Annotated in this window: 16 protein-coding genes; 9 read left to right on the top strand and 7 right to left on the bottom strand. The window is 59.6% G+C overall.

Features of this window, described 5'->3' with window-relative positions; genetic code table 11:
• Window positions 1-2 precede the first annotated feature (2 nt).
• Complete coding sequence (gene aguA, locus ACYZTU_RS13630; RefSeq protein ID WP_461970840.1) at window positions 3-1,127, bottom strand: agmatine deiminase; 1,125 nt, start codon at window positions 1,125-1,127, stop codon at window positions 3-5.
• A gap of 100 nt (window positions 1,128-1,227) precedes the next feature.
• Window positions 1,228-2,112, bottom strand: coding sequence for a LysR substrate-binding domain-containing protein (locus tag ACYZTU_RS13625; protein WP_461970838.1), 885 nt, complete (start codon window positions 2,110-2,112; stop codon window positions 1,228-1,230).
• A gap of 227 nt (window positions 2,113-2,339) precedes the next feature.
• Between ACYZTU_RS13625 and ACYZTU_RS13620 the strand changes: the two genes are divergently transcribed.
• Together ACYZTU_RS13620 and ACYZTU_RS13615 are read left to right on the top strand one after the other, a co-directional pair.
• Complete coding sequence (locus ACYZTU_RS13620) at window positions 2,340-2,828, top strand: GFA family protein (RefSeq protein WP_449644585.1); 489 nt, start codon at window positions 2,340-2,342, stop codon at window positions 2,826-2,828.
• A 100-nt stretch (window positions 2,829-2,928) separates the two neighbouring features.
• Window positions 2,929-3,717 carry a MipA/OmpV family protein gene (locus tag ACYZTU_RS13615; RefSeq protein ID WP_461970836.1) on the top strand — a complete coding sequence of 263 codons (789 nt, stop codon included), beginning with the start codon at window positions 2,929-2,931 and terminating at the stop codon, window positions 3,715-3,717.
• A 135-nt stretch (window positions 3,718-3,852) separates the two neighbouring features.
• On the opposite strand, the gene ACYZTU_RS13610 is transcribed toward ACYZTU_RS13615, so the two are convergent.
• The 3 genes from ACYZTU_RS13610 to ACYZTU_RS13600 all read right to left on the bottom strand — a co-directional run bounded on the left by ACYZTU_RS13610 (window position 3,853) and on the right by ACYZTU_RS13600 (window position 6,631).
• Window positions 3,853-5,139 (bottom strand): ATP-binding protein, encoded by a 1,287-nt coding sequence (locus ACYZTU_RS13610; protein WP_461970834.1) that lies wholly within the window; start codon window positions 5,137-5,139, stop codon window positions 3,853-3,855.
• On the bottom strand, window positions 5,140-5,847 hold the full coding sequence (locus ACYZTU_RS13605) for a winged helix-turn-helix domain-containing protein (RefSeq protein ID WP_449644645.1): 708 nt from the start codon (window positions 5,845-5,847) through the stop codon (window positions 5,140-5,142).
• Between the two features lie 175 nt (window positions 5,848-6,022).
• The gene (locus ACYZTU_RS13600; RefSeq protein ID WP_461970833.1) at window positions 6,023-6,631 is read right to left on the bottom strand and encodes a MiaE family protein; all 609 of its coding nucleotides are present in this window, start codon (window positions 6,629-6,631) and stop codon (window positions 6,023-6,025) included.
• A 159-nt stretch (window positions 6,632-6,790) separates the two neighbouring features.
• On the opposite strand from ACYZTU_RS13600, the gene ACYZTU_RS13595 reads away from it, so the two are divergent.
• Complete coding sequence (locus tag ACYZTU_RS13595) at window positions 6,791-7,654, top strand: universal stress protein (protein WP_461970831.1); 864 nt, start codon at window positions 6,791-6,793, stop codon at window positions 7,652-7,654.
• A 110-nt stretch (window positions 7,655-7,764) separates the two neighbouring features.
• Here the strand turns inward: ACYZTU_RS13595 and ACYZTU_RS13590 are convergent, their stop codons facing one another.
• Entirely contained in the window at window positions 7,765-8,235 is a 471-nt protein-coding gene (locus ACYZTU_RS13590) for a DUF1289 domain-containing protein (protein WP_449644581.1), read from the bottom strand.
• 408 nt (window positions 8,236-8,643) lie between these two features.
• Between ACYZTU_RS13590 and acnB the strand changes: the two genes are divergently transcribed.
• Window positions 8,644-11,244, top strand: coding sequence for a bifunctional aconitate hydratase 2/2-methylisocitrate dehydratase (acnB, locus tag ACYZTU_RS13585; RefSeq protein ID WP_461971031.1), 2,601 nt, complete (start codon window positions 8,644-8,646; stop codon window positions 11,242-11,244).
• 369 nt (window positions 11,245-11,613) lie between these two features.
• Here the strand turns inward: acnB and ACYZTU_RS13580 are convergent, their stop codons facing one another.
• Complete coding sequence (locus ACYZTU_RS13580) at window positions 11,614-12,894, bottom strand: HAAAP family serine/threonine permease (protein WP_461970829.1); 1,281 nt, start codon at window positions 12,892-12,894, stop codon at window positions 11,614-11,616.
• 420 nt (window positions 12,895-13,314) lie between these two features.
• Here ACYZTU_RS13580 and ACYZTU_RS13575 point away from each other — a divergent pair, with 420 nt between their 5' ends.
• The 5 genes from ACYZTU_RS13575 (at window position 13,315) to ACYZTU_RS13555 (ending at window position 18,219) form a co-directional block, all read left to right on the top strand.
• The gene (locus tag ACYZTU_RS13575) at window positions 13,315-13,833 is read left to right on the top strand and encodes a cysteine hydrolase family protein (protein WP_461970827.1); all 519 of its coding nucleotides are present in this window, start codon (window positions 13,315-13,317) and stop codon (window positions 13,831-13,833) included.
• Between the two features lie 134 nt (window positions 13,834-13,967).
• A complete protein-coding gene (locus ACYZTU_RS13570; protein WP_461970825.1) occupies window positions 13,968-14,927 on the top strand; it encodes a 2-hydroxyacid dehydrogenase in 960 nt (319 codons plus the stop codon).
• 144 nt (window positions 14,928-15,071) lie between these two features.
• Window positions 15,072-16,139: a phosphotransferase family protein gene (locus ACYZTU_RS13565; RefSeq protein WP_461970823.1), complete on the top strand. Its 1,068-nt coding sequence runs from the start codon at window positions 15,072-15,074 to the stop codon at window positions 16,137-16,139.
• Window positions 16,140-16,184: 45 nt separating this feature from the next.
• Window positions 16,185-16,952 (top strand): SDR family oxidoreductase, encoded by a 768-nt coding sequence (locus tag ACYZTU_RS13560; protein ID WP_436273999.1) that lies wholly within the window; start codon window positions 16,185-16,187, stop codon window positions 16,950-16,952.
• A 151-nt stretch (window positions 16,953-17,103) separates the two neighbouring features.
• Window positions 17,104-18,219: a Gfo/Idh/MocA family protein gene (locus tag ACYZTU_RS13555; protein WP_461970821.1), complete on the top strand. Its 1,116-nt coding sequence runs from the start codon at window positions 17,104-17,106 to the stop codon at window positions 18,217-18,219.
• Window positions 18,220-18,243 lie beyond the last annotated feature (24 nt).

Genomic DNA, 18,243 nt, shown 5'->3' with positions numbered 1-18,243 from the left:
GATCAGACTCCCTTTTCGTTGCAGGCACTGCCAGCGTACTGCGGCATGGTGATGCATGCGACGTTACCGCCGCCGAGGAGGATTTCCCGAGAGTTTTCGATGCCGACGATTTTGTGCTGCGGGAACAATTCGGCTAGGGTCGCCTGTGCCGCCTGATCATGGCGGTCGCCAAACAGCGGCACGACAATCGAGGTGTTGCCGGCGTAGTAGTTGATGTACGACGCGCAGATTTTGGTCCCGGCCTGACGGACGTGAGTGCTGTCGAGTTGATCGAGGCCTTCGGCTTCTTCAGCGGTCCATTCCAGCACGTCCGGTTGCGGCAGCTTGTGCACGATCAACTCGCGGCCACGGCTGTCGCGGGTGCTGCGCAGAATGTCGTACGCCTCCTGGTAGATTTCCCATTGCGGGTCATCGCGATTGTCGGTCCATTGCAGCACCACTTCACCGGGACGCACGAAGCACGCGAGGTCGTCGACGTGGCCATCGGTTTCGTCGAACTTGCAGCCACGTGGCAGCCAGATGATTTGCTCGGCGCCGAGGTAATCGGTCAATCGCCGGGTGACTTCGTCCTTGCCCAGGTGCTGGTTACGGTTGCGGTTGAGCAAGCATTGTTCGGTGGTGAGAATGCTGCCCTGGCCGTCGCTCTGGATACCGCCCAGTTCGGCAATCAGCGGCGCGCGGTAGCGGTCGAAACGTTCGATTTCGAGGATTTTGCTGGCGATCTGGTCGTCCTTGTCCCACGGGTAGTAGAGGCCGCCATCGAGGCCGCCGTAAGCGTTGAACTCAAAGTCCACGCCGCGCACCTCACCGCTGTCCTCGTTGACCACAAAGCAGGGGCCACTGTCGCGGAACCAGGTGTCGTTGCAGGTCATTTCCACCACGCGCACTTGAGGCGGCAATTGGCGGCGAGCGGTGGCGAACTGCGCGGCGGAGGCGCACACGGTGACCGGTTCGCTCCGGGAGATGGCGGTGACGATCTGCACCCAGACTTTCTGCGCCGGCTTGGCGCCGTTGCGCCAGACGTCGGTGCGCTCCGGCCAGCCAAGCCAGCAACCAGACTTGGTTTCGAATTCGCCAGGCAAGCGGAAACCGTCGAGTTTGGGGGTGGAGTCGAGCAAACGTGCCATGGTCAAACCTCATCAACAGGGATTGGAATGACCACAGGCTAAGGTCGCCGGCGCCCTCCCCGCCAACGATGATTATTTCGGAATACTTGAATTCAACTCATCAATCGACCAGTTGATCGTTGAACCACTCCAGCATCTGCGCCACCGCCGGTCGCTCCAGCCTTACCCGCTCGCACACCAGTGCATATTGGCCGAGCGCAGTCATGCTTGAGGTGAAGGGCCTGACCAAGCGTCCGCTGAGCAAATCCTCCTGCGCAGTCAAGTTATCGCCCATGGCCACACCTTGGCCTTGAGCCGCTGCTTCCAGCGCCAAACCCGCGTGGGCGAAATACAGCTGCCGTTCGGGGCGCTGATCACCGGCATGGCTGGTGAGCCAGGCGGTCCAGGTCTTGCCGTCCTGATCGTCGTGCAGCAGGCAGTGACGTGCCAAATCCTTCGGGGTTTTCAACGTGCCCTGGTTGAACAGACCGGGGCTGCACACCGGGAAGAACTGCAACGCCGGCAAGGGCCGGACGAAGTACGCGCTGCTGTCCACCGGGCCGGTGCCGTAAGTGATCGCCAGGTCGATGTCTTCGCCCGGCGCCGTGGCGTCGATCGGTTGTTCGTAGAGGTGCAAGGTGATGTGCGGATAACGCGCGTAAAAATCAGTGAGGCGACTCATCAACCACTTTTGCGCCAACTCGGCAGTCACCGCCAGGCGCAACACCGCCAGCGATGACGGGTCACGCAGCTCATCGCAGGCCTCGCCGATCAGTTCGAAGGCCTGCTGCAAGCTTTGCATCAGGCGCCCGGCGGCCATCGTCGGGCGAATCTGCCGGCCTTCGCGGACGAACAGCGACACCCCCAATTGCTCTTCGAGCTGCCGAATCTGATGACTGACCGCGCTGTCGGTGACACACAACTCCGCCGCTGCCCGGCCGAAATGGGCGTGGCGGGCGGCGCATTCGAAGGTTCTGAGTGCGGCCAGAGAAGGCAGTCGTCGCATGAATTCAGCCTCAGTTATGAAGGCGCCCATGCTGCCTTGGCCATAGGTGGACGTCCAGCGGGACCGCGTTATCGTTCATCGCGAGCTTGCTCGCGATGAGGCCAGCACATTCACCACAAACCCAACTTCCCATCTCCATGCGACCGGCGATGCGATTCTGGTACCGGTCGAGGGGCGCTGAAGGTCTAGGCTGTCTTGGGTAAGTTCCAGACCTGTCGGAGGTTCCCATGCAGCTCGAAGGCTCCTGCCATTGCGGCGCGGTGTCGTTCAGTTTGACCAGCGCCCACCCCTACCCGTATCAACGTTGCTACTGCTCGATCTGTCGCAAGACCCAGGGCGGTGGCGGGTATGCGATCAACCTGGGCGGCGATGGTGTGAGCCTGAAGGTTCGCGGCCGCAAGCACATTACGATTTACCATGCGCGACTCAAGGACGAAGGCGATAAGCGTGCCCACAGCAGCACCGCCGAGCGGCATTTCTGTTCTCTCTGTGGTTCAGGTTTGTGGCTGTTCAGCCCGCAATGGCCGGAGCTGATTCACCCGTTTGCATCAGCCATCGACACTCCGCTGCCGGTGCCGCCGGAACACACGCATTTGCTGCTCGGTTCCAAAGCGCCGTGGGTGGAAGTCGAGGCTCATCCTCGGGATCAGCAGTTCGACGTTTATCCCGAAGAATCCATCGCCGAGTGGCATGAACGCCTGGGCTTGAGCCGCTAAGCCCGTTCACAGTCTTTGACAGTTTCCCGACAAAGCTGTCAAAGATTGCGGGGCGGCAACCCCCTAGCATAGGCGCATCCAAATTCCCTAGGGTGCTCCCATGTTACGTTCACTGTGTCTGTCGTTGACTTCGCTTTGCCTGCTCATTCCCGCCGACTCTTTACGCGCTGAAGAGTGGCAATACACCTTACGCGCCGGTGCCGCCAGCGTGCCGCGTTACAGCGGCAGTGACGAGCGCGTGGTCGCGCCGCTGCTGGGCGGCAAGGTTGTCAGCCCGTATGGAATCTTTCTGGACACTGAAAAGGGATTGGGCTGGGCGTTTGATGAAGACGACTTCGGTCTGAGCGTGTACATCGGCGCGAGCGATGTGCGCAAGGATCGCAAGACCGGCTTCAAAGGCTCGGATGAGCTGGACGGCATGGGCTCGATCAAGTCGCGGCCTGTGCTGGGTCTGGACGGGACCTACCACATGGGCCCGATCATTCTCGGTGCCAGTTTTGAGCATGCACTGGAAAAGGATGAAGACGATCACGACACCGGCTCAGCCTGGAATCGCTTGAAATTAAGCATCAGCGCGCCGTTTTATGAGGGTGACTACGGCAAGGCCGTGGGCAGTCTGAACAGTCAGTTTGGTGACAGCAATTACGTGCGCACCTGGTATGGCGTGAGTGCCACCCAGGCTTCGCGCAGTCAGTTCAGGACGCATGACACTCGCGGAGGGCTGGTGAGCCGTGGGGCGGATTTGACCTGGTCGTTGCCGATCAATGATCGATGGAGTGTTTCTACGGTGCTCGCCGTTCAATACCTGGCGAATGATGCGGCGGACAGTCCGATTGTCGAGCGGCGGATGCAGACTTCGGTGGGTGGACAGGTGGAGTACACCTTCTGACAATGCTTTGTTGCTGATGGCCTCTTCGCGGGCAAGCCTCGCTCCGACGAGATTTCAGTACGACTTCGGACCTGTGGAGCGAGCGGTGCGGCGATCCGACTTGCCCGTGAAGGCGTCCTCAAGAACAACACAAATCTAATCCAGATGTGCCCAAGTCATGCGAAACGACGCCCCGCCCCACGGCGAATCCGCCACTTCCACTTGCCCGCCATGGGATTGCGACACCCGCCGCACCAACGCCAGGCCCAGGCCGAAGCCCCCAGTGCGGCGGTCGCGGCTGGCGTCCAGGCGCGAGAACGGTTCGAAGATTTTCTCCCGCCCGTCCACCGGCACGCCGGGGCCGTCATCGTTGACCCGCACTTCGTAGTGATCACCGGTGCGCACCAACGACACTTCCACCCGCCCGTCGGCATAACGAATGGCATTGCGCAGCAGGTTGATTACCGCCCGGGCCATGAAACGCGGCTCGATACGGACCTCATCGACCTGACACTCGACAATCAGCAATTGCACACTGGCGGCTTCGGCTTCCAGCGCAACACTGCCGACCACGCTATCGAGCCAACTGCTGGCTTGAATGTTTTCCCGAGTGATCACCGTGGCACCGCGTTCGAGGCTGGCATAGGTGAGCAGTTCGGACACCATCTCTTCCAGCTCGCCGAGGTCGGCGTACATGTCGGCGATCAGTTCACGGTTCTGGGCCGGATCGGGTTGCTGCTTGAGCTGGTCGAGCTCGAACGACAGCCGGGCAATCGGCGTGCGCAACTCATGGGACACCGCGTTGGTCAGCTCGCGCTGATTGGCAATCAGGCCTTCGATGCGCGCCGCCATCAGGTTGAAGTGTTCGGACAGGTCGCGAATGTTCGAGCGCTTGGACAGCTGGATCCGCGACGACAGATCGTTATCACCAAAACGCTCGGCCGCCAGGCGCAGTTTTTCCAGATCGCGCCAGTGCGGCCGGACCCAGAAAAACAGCACGATGCCGATCAGCCCGGCCAGCATCAGGTACGCGGCGCAGATGTAGAACGGCATCAGGCTCGGCTCGGCCGGCAATTTGATGCTCAGCAGTTGAGAACCGCTGTCGATCGACGAAATGAACTGGGTGTACTTATCCCTGATCACCAGTTTCCCTTCGGCCAACAGGGCTTTCTCATGATCATTGAGGGCCAACTGATCGGACTCCGGCAGGCTCAGCCCCAAGCCATAATGCGGGCGCAGCGCTTCCAGTTGTTGCGCGCGCGCGGGGCCTTCGAGCCCGCGCAATTGCGCCACCAGCGACCAGGCCTGCCCCCGCACCGCTTCACGGTTATAGGCCTGCATCTGGCCGTCGAGCAGTGCATTAAACGTGTGCTCAACCGTCTGTAATGCCAGCACCAACCCCACAGCCAGCATCAGGTACAACCCAAAAAATAACCGCAGCATTTACAGCTCCCACGCAAACGGATTGAACAGGTAACCCTTGCCCCAGATGGTCTTGATGCACACCGGCTCGCGCGGGTTGTCCTTCAACTTGCCCCGCAGCTTGCTGATGTAGACGTCGACGCTGCGATTGAGGCCGTCGAAGGCAATACCGCGCATGCGGTTGAGGATGTCGTCACGGGACAGAATCTTGCCGGCGGCGCTGGCCAGCAACCACAGCAGTTCGAACTCCATGGTGGTGAGTTCGATGCCCTCACCCGCCAGCCGCACCTCGCGACAACTGCGGTCGATGTTTAGATGGCCGAACTCCAGAGCGCTGCACACGCCGCTGTCCGGCGTCTGGCGGCGTTGCAAGGCGCGTAGCCGGGCCAACAGCACCGGCGGCTTGATCGGTTTGATCACGTAGTCATCGGCGCCGGACTCCAGCCCGAGGATGTGATCAAGGTCGTCTTCCTTGGCGGTAAGAATGACGATCGGCGTGTCGGACACGCTGCGGATCTCGCGGCACACGTGCAGGCCGCTCTGGCCCGGCAGCATCAGGTCAAGCACGACGACTTTCGGTTTGAATTCGAGGAACGCGGCCAATGCAAGGTCGCCGCGGTGCACCTGCCGGACTTCAAAACCGTGTTGGGACAGGAAATGCGCGATCAGCCCGGCGAGCTTTTCGTCGTCTTCCACCAACAGTACTTTGCCAAAACCCAGATTATCCATAATGACCGTCTGCCAACCCTTGCGTGAAGTGGCCGGCATTATGGCGCCAATCGGTGAGCCGACGGATATCGCAGGCAGCCAAAACCGGCCTCGGGGGCCGGCTTTCAGTGATCTTTCATACTCTTAAGAGTTTTTAACAATTCAGACGCAGAAGATCGCAATTTGCGGGTGGTATTTATGCGGCGACCGGCACGCCACTGTGAAAGCGGAACTCCACATCCGGCGACTCGATCAGTTCCTGCTCGGCGGCGCGGACCCTGTCGATTACCTGAGCGATGTCTTTGGCGTCACCGTATTGGTAGGCCAGTTTCAGGTAACCCTGGAAATGCCGGGCCTCGCTTTTAAGCAGGCCGAAGTAGAATTTACCCAGTTCTTCGTCCAGATGCGGCACCAGCGCCTCGAAACGCTCACAGCTGCGCGCCTCGATAAACGCGCCGACCACCAGGGTGTCCACCAACTTGACCGGTTCATGGTTGCGCACCACTTTGCGCAAGCCCGAGGCGTAACGCCCGGCGGACAGCTGACGCAGCTCGATCTTGCGCTTTTTCATCAGGCGCATGACCTGTTCGTGGTGCACCAGTTCTTCCCGGGCCAGGCGCGACATCAGGTTGATCAGATCGACGTGGGAGTGATACTTGGCAATCAGGCTCAACGCCGTGCTGGCTGCCTTGAATTCGCAGTTTTTATGATCGATCAGCAGGGTTTCCTGATCGGCCAACGCGGCCTGAACCCAACCATCGGGGGTACGGCAGCCGAGGAACTCGTGAATTTCGGGAAGGATCATGGGGCTCACGGATAAGAGGTTCAAATCGAAGGGCGCCGATTATACCGGCCTGCCGGCAGACCACCAGTCGCGACCGTTGATATGCATCAAGTCCCGAAAGCGCGACCAGCAACTATAGTTGTCCAACGCAGTATTTTTTACTTCCTGGAGATCCCGATCATGCAAGCCATTCGCAGCATCCTGGTGGTCATCGAACCCGAGCACTCGGAAAGCCTGGCGCTTAAACGGGCCAAATTGATTGCTGGCGTGACCCAGGCGCATCTGCATCTGCTGGTCTGCGACCGCAAGCATGACCACAGCAGCATGTTGGGCGTGCTCAAGGCGGCCTTGGTCGAGGACGGCTACTGCGTCACCACCGAGCAGGCCTGGAACGAAAGCCTGCACGAAACCATCGTCAATGTGCAGCAAGCCGAAGGCTGTGGGCTGGTGGTCAAACAGCATTACCCCGACAGCCCACTGAAGAAAGCCCTTCTGACCCCGGCGGACTGGAAACTGCTGCGTTATTGCCCGACGCCTGTGCTGCTGGTCAAAACCTCGAAACCCTGGACTGGTGGGGTCATTCTAGCGGCGATCGATGTCGGTAATACCGAAGCCGAACACCGTACGCTGCACGCCGCCATCATCGATCACGGCTATGACATCGCCAGCCTGGCCAGGGCTCACCTGCACGTGATCAGCGCCCATCCATCACCGATGCTGTCGTCAGCCGACCCGACGTTGCAGCTCAGCGAAACCATCGAGGCCCGCTATCGCGAGCAGTGCAAGGCGTTTCAGGCAGAGTTCGACATCGACAACGACCACCTGCATATCGCAGAAGGCCCGGCGGATGTGTTGATTCCGTTCATGGTCCACAAGCTGCAGGCGTCGGTGATCGTGATCGGTACGGTCGCGCGGTCCGGGTTGTCGGGGGCGCTGATCGGCAATACGGCGGAAGTGGTGCTGGATTCGGTGGAGAGCGATGTGCTGGTGCTGAAACCGGATACGATCATGGATCATCTGGAGGAGATCGTGACTCAGCATTGAGATGTGCGGTGTCGGATAGATAGCCTTCGCGAGCAAGCCCGCTCCCACATAGGATCTGTGGCGCTCACAAATCCCCTGTGGGAGCGGGCCTGCTCGCGAAGCTTTTGAAATTAACCGCCGAACGCATCCTTGAGGAAGCCCGGGGCGATGTAGCGCTGGTAATGCGCCTCTGACAGCAAAAAGAACTCCCGATCAATGGCGTCCCGTAATTCCGGCAGGTTCCAGTCGCGAAACTCCGGCATCAGCACCATTCCGTAGGCTTCCAGATTGTTGATCACCCGCGCCCCCCGGGCGATCAACTGATACGCCCAGCAATATTCCGACTGATGCGGCACAAAGCGGATCTTGCGCTGCTCCAGCTGCAATCGCAGGCGCGGGGGATCGAAAACTTCTAGCTTGCTGGCCATCACCTGGGACAGCAATTGCTCAAGACGCAGCCACACCGCGCGCTTTTCTTCCTCGTTGTAACCATTCCAGTTGATCACTTCATGGTGGAAACGCTTGCAGCCACGGCACACCAAATCACCGTAAACAGTGGAGCAGAGGCCGACGCAGGGGGTCTTGATGGTCTGATTGGGCATAGTCAGGGAGAACACGGGAAAGCAGAACAGATCGGCATGTTAGCCCTTTGTCTAACATTCATCACCCCTCAAAGTTCAGGGTCTAACTTACCTTTAATTTTTTTTTGCCGTAGAATCAGCCAGCCTTTTAAGGCGCCAATGTCCGTTAGAAGCTGTTTTCAAAGCGTCACGAGCACAGTCGTTCCTTCAGAGCGGAGTTGGCGAAGGGTTTTTCCAGCGGGGAAAAGCTCTACGCCAACCCTCATCAGCTCCCCGTTCTGCAGGCGTAAAACTTTGAAAGCAGCTTCTGTAAGGAATTGTCGGTAATTCTGGCTAAGTGGCCCACAACGCCACGCAGCGCATGAGTACGGCAATTTCGGGATGAGCGTCCCGGACACCCATTTGGGACCACTGATGAGGGTAATAACTGTGCTTGAAGCCTACCGCAAACATATCGAAGAGCGTGCAGCACTGGGTATCGTTCCCCAGCCGCTTAGCGCCGAACAAACTGCAGGCCTGGTCGAGCTGCTGAAGAATCCCCCGGCTGGCGAAGAAGCTTTCCTCGTTGACCTGATCACCAATCGCGTTCCGCCAGGCGTGGACGAAGCGGCTTATGTAAAGGCCGGCTTCCTCTCTGCTATCGCCAAAGGCGAAGTCACCTCCCCTCTGATCGACAAGAAACGCGCGGTTGAACTGCTCGGCACCATGCTGGGCGGCTACAACATAGTCACGCTGGTCAACCTGCTGGACGACGCCGAACTGGCACCTGTCGCTGCCGAAGAGCTCAAGCACACCCTGCTAATGTTCGATGCCTTCCACGACGTCGCTGAAAAAGCCAAGAACGGTAACGTTCACGCCAAAGGCGTGCTGCAATCCTGGGCTGACGGCGAGTGGTTCAAGAACCGCCCGACCCTGGCCGACAAGATCAGCCTGCGCGTGTTCAAGGTCACCGGCGAAACCAACACCGACGACCTGTCCCCTGCTCCTGATGCCTGGTCCCGCCCGGACATCCCGATGCACGCCCTGGCCATGCTGAAAATGGCCCGTGAAGGCATCGTGCCTGACGTCCAAGGCGTCACCGGTCCGATGAAGCAGATCGAAGAAATGCGCGGTCAAGGCTTCCCTATCGCCTACGTCGGTGACGTGGTCGGTACTGGTTCTTCGCGTAAATCGGCGACCAACTCGGTGCTGTGGTTCTTCGGCGACGACGTCCCTTACGTGCCGAACAAGCGCGCCGGCGGCTTCTGCTTCGGCAACAAGATTGCTCCGATCTTCTACAACACCATGGAAGATGCCGGCGCACTGCCGATCGAATTCGACGTCAGCAACATGAACATGGGCGACGTGATCGACCTGTACCCGCATGCTGGCAAAGTCTGCAAGCACGGCACCGACGAAGTCCTGACCACCTTCGAAATGAAGACACCGGTCCTGTTGGACGAAGTCCGTGCCGGCGGTCGTATTCCGCTGATCATCGGCCGTGGTCTGACCGAGAAGGCGCGTGCCGAACTGGGTCTGCCAGCGTTCGACCTGTTCAAAAAACCGGATGCCCCGATTGAAAGCACCAAGGGTTTCACCCTGGCGCAGAAAATGGTCGGCAAGGCATGCGGCGTAGTCGGTGTGCGTCCAGGCACCTACTGCGAACCGAAGATGACCACTGTCGGTTCCCAGGACACCACCGGTCCGATGACCCGCGACGAATTGAAAGACCTGGCGTGCCTGGGCTTCTCGGCCGATCTGGTCATGCAGTCGTTCTGCCACACCGCGGCGTATCCAAAGCCGATCGACGTGACCACCCACCACACCCTGCCTGACTTCATCATGACCCGCGGCGGCGTTTCCCTGCGCCCGGGCGACGGCATCATCCACAGCTGGCTGAACCGCATGCTGCTGCCGGACACCGTCGGTACCGGTGGTGACTCCCACACCCGTTTCCCGATGGGCATTTCGTTCCCGGCCGGTTCCGGTCTGGTAGCGTTCGCTGCAGCCACCGGCGTCATGCCGCTGGACATGCCGGAATCGATCCTGGTGCGCTTCAAAGGCAAAATGCAACCGGGCGTTACCCTGCGTGACCTGGTTCACGCCATTCCTTACTTCGCGATTCAGGCTGGCCTGCTGACCGTCGAGAAGAAAGGCAAGAAGAACGCCTTCTCCGGCCGCATCCTGGAAATCGAAGGCCTGGACAACCTGAGCATCGAGCAAGCGTTCGAGCTGTCCGACGCTTCGGCCGAACGTTCGGCTGCCGGTTGCACCATCAAGCTGTCGAAAGAATCGATCACCGAGTACCTGAGCTCCAACATCACCCTGCTGCGCTGGATGATCGGCGAAGGCTACGGCGATGCGCGTACGCTGGAACGTCGTGCTCAAGCGATGGAAGCCTGGATTGCCAACCCTGAGTTGATGGTTGCCGATGCTGACGCCGAATACGCTGAAGTCATCGAAATCGACCTGGCCGACATCAAAGAGCCTGTGCTCTGTGCGCCAAACGATCCGGACGACGCCCGTCTGCTCTCCAGCGTTGCTGGCGAGAAGATCGACGAAGTGTTCATCGGTTCGTGCATGACCAACATTGGTCACTTCCGCGCTGCCGGTAAGTTGCTGGATCAGGTCAAAGGTCAGCTTCCAACCCGTCTGTGGCTGTCGCCACCGACCAAAATGGACGCTCACCAGCTAACCGAGGAAGGCTACTACGGCATCTACGGCAAGGCCGGCGCTCGCATGGAAATGCCAGGCTGCTCGCTGTGCATGGGTAACCAGGCACGTGTAGAGCCGAACGCCACTGTGGTGTCGACGTCGACCCGTAACTTCCCGAACCGTCTGGGTGACGGCGCGAACGTCTACCTGGCTTCGGCCGAGCTGGCGTCTGTGGCTTCCATCCTGGGTCGCTTGCCGACCGTCGAGGAATACATGGAATACGCTGGCAAGATCGACAGCATGGCGGCCGATGTTTACCGCTACCTGTCCTTCGACCAGATCGCCGAGTTCCGTGAAGCTGCTGCGAACGCCAACATCCCGGTCGTTCAAGCCTAACGTTACAACGCCATAAAAAGCGCCGCCCATCGTGAGATGTGCGGCGTTTTTTTATGCCTGCGAAAGGTGCCCGTTTGGCTGAAGCGCTTGTTGCACAGCGCCGTCGACGCTCAAGCCGCTGAGTATCAACTGCGCGAGTTCCTGCGGCGGCAACAGTGAGAGCACAGTTGGGAGACTCCTCCAGACTGAGAATAATCGTATGAATCGGTGGCTTTGCCTGTCGGGCCAGACGCAGTGCACCGCCCAGAATGCGCTCCAGAGCAACACCACCCCCGCCGCTACCGCACCGTCAGGTGCCGAGCTTTACGCCAGGCAAAAAAAAACGGCCGCACTGTGCGGTATGCACAGTGCGGCCGTTGTTTTGCCCACTCAGGCAGTCAGCGAATAGATCAACGCCGAAATCGCCACCAAACCAACCGCCGTCACGAAGACGTTGGAAGCCTGACCGCGATAACGCGCCATGGCCGGCACTTTGCGGATCGCGTACATCGGCATCAGGAACAGGATCGCGGCGATGATCGGGCCACCCAGGGTTTCGATCATCCCGAGAATGCTCGGGTTCAGCGTGGCGACGATCCAGCAGACCACCAGCATGAAGGCGGCAGTCATGCGGTCCAGGGTCTTCGGCGCCGGGCGCTTGCCTGTCTTCACGATCAGACCTTTAAGCCCTTCGCTGGCGCCGATGTAGTGGCCCAGGAACGACTTGGAAATGGCCACGAACGCAATCAACGGCGCCGCGAAGGCGATGGTCGGGTTGTCGAAGTGGTTGGCCAGGTACGACAGGATCGACAGGTTCTGCGCCTTGGCTTCCGCCAGTTGCGCCGGCGACAGGGTCAGCACGCAGCTAAAGACGAAGAACAGCACCATCACCACCATCAACGCATGAGCGCGGGACAGGATCTGCGAGCTGCGTTCTTCGGCGTGCTCGCCGTAACGGCGCTTCTGGTCGACCGCGAATGCCGAGATGATTGGCGAATGGTTGAACGAGAACACCATTACCGGAATCGCCAGCCACAGCGTGTGCAGCAGTGCCGATGGTTCTGGCAGCGTCGAAGCGGTGGCGAGGATGCCGCCGTTCCAGTGTGGAATCAGGAACACCGCGAGGAACAGCAGCGCAACAATGAACGGATAGACCATCAAACTCATGGCCTTGACGATCGCTTGCTCGCCGCAACGTACCACCGCCAACAGACCGAGGATCAGCACGAACGACAGCACGGCGCGCGGTGGCGGCATAATGTGCAGTTGATGCTCAAGGAAACTGCCCACGGTGTTGGTCAAGGCCACGCTGTAGATCAGCAGGATCGGGAAGATCGCGAAGAAGTACAGCAAGGTGATCAGCGCGCCGGCCTTGATCCCGAAGTGCTCTTCCACCACTTCTGTGATGTCCGCGCCTTCGCGTCCAGACAACACAAAGCGTGTCAGGCCACGGTGTGCGTAAAAAGTCATGGGGAACGCCAACACCGCCAGGACCAGCAACGGCCAGAAGCCGCCCAGACCCGCGTTGATCGGCAAAAACAGCGTGCCGGCCCCGATGGCCGTGCCAAACAGGCCCAGCATCCAGGTGGTGTCATGGCGATTCCAGCTCTCAAGCGTCGCTGGTGTTGCCGCTACATAGCGTTCGTCGACGCTATTGGCCTGATCATTCATCCGGTGGGATCTCCGCATTCCGGTCAGTTGCTACCCGGTCAGGACGAGTCGGAAAAACCCGACAGGCAGAGCCCTGGCCGAAACAGGGGCGCGATTGTCCGGGATTAATGAGCAGAAGCAAAGGCTTAGCTGAGGAGTGGTTGTGTGGAATAGATTCACTGACAGCCTTTATCAAATAGATGAACTCGCCTCGGACACGGCCGTTGACACGCCCGCGACGCCGACCGCATGATCGGCCTCATGAACATTCCTGCGCTCAACCTCACCCGCACCACGACGACCGCTTCCGGCGGGTCGTGCGGTGGCTGGCTGAGATGAACACAGCGCAGTGAACCCGAGGCCCCGCCAGCAATGGACGGGGCCTTGTTGTTTCTCCCGTCCGTTCGGCACTTTTCGTACGGCACCCAAGGAGAAACACCCATGTCATCAGCGCTGTTGATCATCGATATGCAGGTCGGTCTGTTCCACGGCCCGGAAAAACCCTACGACGGTGAACGGGTACTGGCGAACATCCAGCGACTTATTCGTCAGGCCAGGGAACGCAACATGCCGATCTTCGCGGTGCGCCATACCGGCCCCCAAGGTTCGCCCATTGAAGTCGGCAGCCCTTTCTGGCAGTTATTGCCCGCATTGGATCTGGATGCCAGCACCGACATTCTGTTCGACAAATCCACCCCCAACGCCTTTTACGCCACCGCGCTGGCGGAGCAATTGCGGGCTAGCGGGGTCAATGACCTGTTCATCGCCGGTATGAAAACCCAATATTGCATTGACAGCACGTGCCGAGCGGCGGCCGACCTGGGGTTTAAACCCATACTCGTGGCCGATGCGCATACCTGCATGGACACACCGGCGCTGCCAGCCCGGTCGATCATCGAACACCACAACGCGACGTTGAACGGTGCATTCGCAAAAGTGTTGAACACTGTTGATGTGTAAGAGCGGCCGAACGCTCCTACACTGAGGTCGCAGGCCACGAGCCTGTGACCTTTGGTGATTGCCAAACCGTTGCGCAATCAGCAATCTGAAGCGACGTTCGAGCCCCGATTTTCCGATGCCCACAGGAGCCCAGCATGCCCGCAACCGTTCTGGTACTGGTTGAAACCATCAATGATTACCTGCCGATCCTCGAACATCAGGGCTTTCACCTGATTCTGGCGCCCACGCCTGCCGAGCGCACCGAGGCCATCACACGGCATGGCGCCCAGATCGATGCAGTGCTGACTCGCGGTCCATTGGGCCTGTATGCCGATGAAATCGCTGCCCTGCCGAATCTGAAGATCATCTGCGTGATCGGCGCCGGCTATGAACACGTCGACTTGCAAGCCGCCGCCGACCGGGGCATCACGGTCACCAATGGCGCCGGGGTCAATGCCTCTTCGGTCGCCGACCATGCCATGGCGATGCTGTTCTCGTTGGTGCGTGACATTGCGCGTTGCGACGCCGCCGTGCGCCGAGGTGAGTGGCCAAAAATCATGCGCCCTTCCCTGGCCGGCAAGCGTCTGGGCATCCTGGGGCTCGGGGCGGTCGGCATGGCCATCGCCAAACGCGCCGCCAACGGCTTCGACATGACAGTCAGTTACCACAACCGCCAACATCGCAGCGACGTGCCGTACAGTTTCTGCTCGACGCCCACCGAACTGGCACGGGCCTCGGACTTTTTGATCATCGCCACCCCCGGTGGCCTGGGCACCAAACACCTGATCAACCGACAAGTACTCGACGCCCTTGGGCCCAACGGGTTCATCGTCAACATCGCCAGAGCCAGCGTGATCGTCACTGCAGACCTGATCAGCGCGCTTGAGCAGCGCAGGATTGCCGGCGCTGCGCTGGATGTCTTCGATGCCGAACCTCAGGTTCCGAATGCCCTCAAGGCGTTGGCCAATGTGATCCTCACCCCGCATGTCGCCGGTCTGTCCCCGGAAGCCACTCAAGGCACTGTGGAACTGGTAGGTCGCAACCTGGTGGCGTTTTTCTCCGGAGATCCGGTATTGACCCCGATTGCCCTGCCATCGTCGATGAGCGTGATTTGACGGCCATTCAAACAGATGTATCAAAAACAATGATTGCCCGGCAACACGCTCACCTATAAGGGCTGTTCGTGGTTGTGGGTGCCGGGTATGCGCATTAGATTAGCCAATAGTTTCTGGCCTCCAGAATAAGTAGAAGGGATAAGCATGGCGCTTACTGACCAGTCCACCCATATCCGCACCGGCGAAGAACTCGATGCCAGCCTGATCGATCCGTACCTCAAGGCCCACATTCCGGGACTGAGTGGCTTGCCGCAAATCAGCCAGTTCCCTGGCGGGGCCTCGAACCTCACCTACTTGCTGGAATACCCCGAACAGGAGTTCGTCCTGCGGCGGCCGCCGTTCGGGCACAAGGCCAAGTCCGCTCATGACATGGGCCGCGAATTTCGCATTCTCAATCAGCTCCGCGACGGTTTTCCGTACTGCCCCAAAGCCTACGTGCACTGCACCGATGAATCGGTGATCGGCGCCGAGTTCTATGTGATGGAACGGGTCAACGGGATCATCCTGCGCTCCGAACTTCCACCGGAACTGGGTCTTGATTCGGCGCAAACCGAAGCGCTGTGCAAAAGCTTCATCGACAAATTCGTTGAACTGCACCGGGTCGACTACAACGCCTATGGCCTGGGCGACCTTGGCAAACCCGAAGGCTATGTCGCGCGGCAAATAAAAGGCTGGAGCGATCGCTACGAAAACGCCCTGACCCCAGACGCGCCGAAGTGGGAGGCAGTCAAAGCCTGGCTCAACGACAAGATGCCGGCCGATCACCCGACGTCCAGCATCGTTCACAACGACTACCGCTTCGACAATGTGATCCTCGACCCGGACAACCCGATGCAGATCATCGGCGTGCTCGACTGGGAGCTGACAACCCTCGGCGACCCGCTGATGGACCTGGGAAACACCCTCGCCTACTGGATCGAGGCCGATGATCCGGCGCCGGTGCAACTGATGCGCCGCCAGCCGAGCCACGCGCCGGGCATGCTAACCCGCCGTGAATTCGTCGATTACTACGCCGAGCGCTCAGGCATCCAGATCGACAACTACGACTTCTACTACACCTACGGCCTGTTCCGCCTGGCGGGCATCGTGCAGCAGATCTACTACCGCTTCTTCCATGGTCAGACCCAGGACAAACGCTTCGCGCAGTTCATTCACATGAACAAACTGCTGGAGCAGATGAGCCTGCAAGTCATGTCGAAATCCAGCCTCTGATCGCGGCTCTGATCGCACCCCTGGCCTCCATAACAAGGAAAAACCATGTCCAAGACTCAGTTGTTCGACCTCGACGGCAAGATCGCTTTCGTCTCCGGCGCCAGCCGCGGCATCGGTGAAGCCATCGCCAAACTGCTGGCCCAGCAAGGCGCTCACGTGATCGTCTCGAGCCGCAAACTCGACGGCTGCCAGCACGTGGCCGACGCGATCATCGCTGCCGGCGGCAAAGCCACCGCCGTCGCATGCCACATCGGTGAAATGGAGCAGATCAGCCAGGTCTTCGCCGGCATCCGCGAACAGTTCGGGCGCCTGGACATCCTGGTCAATAACGCCGCGACCAACCCGCAGTTCTGCAACGTGCTGGACACCGACCTCGGCGCCTTCCAGAAAACCGTCGACGTGAACATCCGTGGTTACTTCTTCATGTCGGTGGAAGCCGGCAAGCTGATGCGCGAAAACGGCGGCGGCAGCATCATCAACGTTGCTTCGATCAACGGCATCTCGCCGGGGATTTTCCAGGGCATCTACTCGGTGACCAAGGCTGCCGTCATTAACATGACCAAAGTCTTCGCCAAGGAATGCGCGCAGTTCGGCATTCGCTGCAACGCCCTGCTGCCGGGCCTGACCGACACCAAGTTTGCTTCGGCGCTGGTAAAAAACGAGGCTATTTTGAACACCGCATTGCAGCAGATTCCGCTCAAGCGCGTGGCGGACCCGAGTGAAATGGCGGGAGCGGTGTTGTATCTGGCAAGTGATGCGTCGAGCTATACCACTGGGGTTTCGTTGAATGTGGATGGTGGTTTTCTGTCCTGATCTGTTTTCCGAATGAAAGAAAGGTAGCCCCTGGGCTGCCTTTTTTGTTTTCAGTACAGACCAGAGAATATTTATTCTACATATTGCGCATTAGGAATATTTATTCCATTAATAGCCCCTCCTGAAAATAAAATCCAAAAGGACCCCGGCTATGCGCGAACTCGGTATCGGACTCATCGGCACAGGTTTCATGGGCCGCGCCCATGCCATGGCGTTTCGCAACGTCAGCGCGGTTTTCGAATTGCCTCTCAAGCTTAAACTCGCGGCCCTGGCCGACGCCGATCCGCAGCGTGCCCGCCATTGCGCCGATGCCTGGGGTTTCGACACCGCTCATAGCGACTGGCAGCAACTGATCGATGACCCCAAGGTCAATCTCATCGCTATCACCACGCCCAATCACCTGCACTACCCCATGGCCATGGCCGCCCTCGCCGCCGGAAAACCGGTGTATTGCGAAAAGCCGTTGGCGGTGAATCTGGAACAGGCCGACGCCATGCGCCTGGCGGCCAAAGCGGCGGGTGTGGTGACGCGGGTGGGTTACAACTATCAACACAACCCGATGATCGGGCTCGCCCGGGAGCTGATTGAAAACGGCGACTTGGGCCAGATCATCAGTTTCCAGGGTGAATTCAGCGAAGACTTCATGGCCGATCTAGCATCACCCTGGTCCTGGCGTTGCGATGCCGATCATGCCGGCGGCGCACTGGCCGATCTGGGCAGTCACTTGTTGGCCATGGCCCGTTATCTGGTGGGCGATGTCGAGGCAGTGAGCGCCGACTCCCAGACCGTGCACCGACAACGTCCCGCCTCGGCTGGCAGCCCGGAACAACGCAGCATTGCTGTCGACGATCAGGTTCACGCCTTGTTGCGGTTTGCTAACGGCGCCCGCGGGACGTTCAGCAGCAGTTGGCTCAAGCACGGCTACAAAAATCACCTGAGTTTTGAAATCAGCGGCACCCGAGGGACGTTAGCGTTCGATCAGGAACGTCTGAATGAACTGCGTCTTTATCGCGCCGGGCAGGATGGCTTCCAACGCTTGCTGGCAGGGCCGAACCTGCCGGGGTATGCGGCATTCAGCCCGGCGGCTGGGCATCAGCTCGGCTACAACGAACTCAAGACACTGGAGGTCCATGATCTGGTGATGGCGTTGGCCGGGGTCGGCCAGGGTGGAACGGACTTCGAGCAGGCGTGGGAGGTCGAACGTCTGGCGACGGCGATTCGGTTGGCAGCGCGGGAGTCGCGGTGGGTCAGGATCGAGGAAGTCTGAGCCAAACGCGGGTGATAACCGCCA

The sequence above is a fragment of the Pseudomonas sp. HLT2-19-2 genome (genome assembly GCF_054898005.1).
This window is presented reverse-complemented; position numbering and strand designations above follow the sequence as displayed.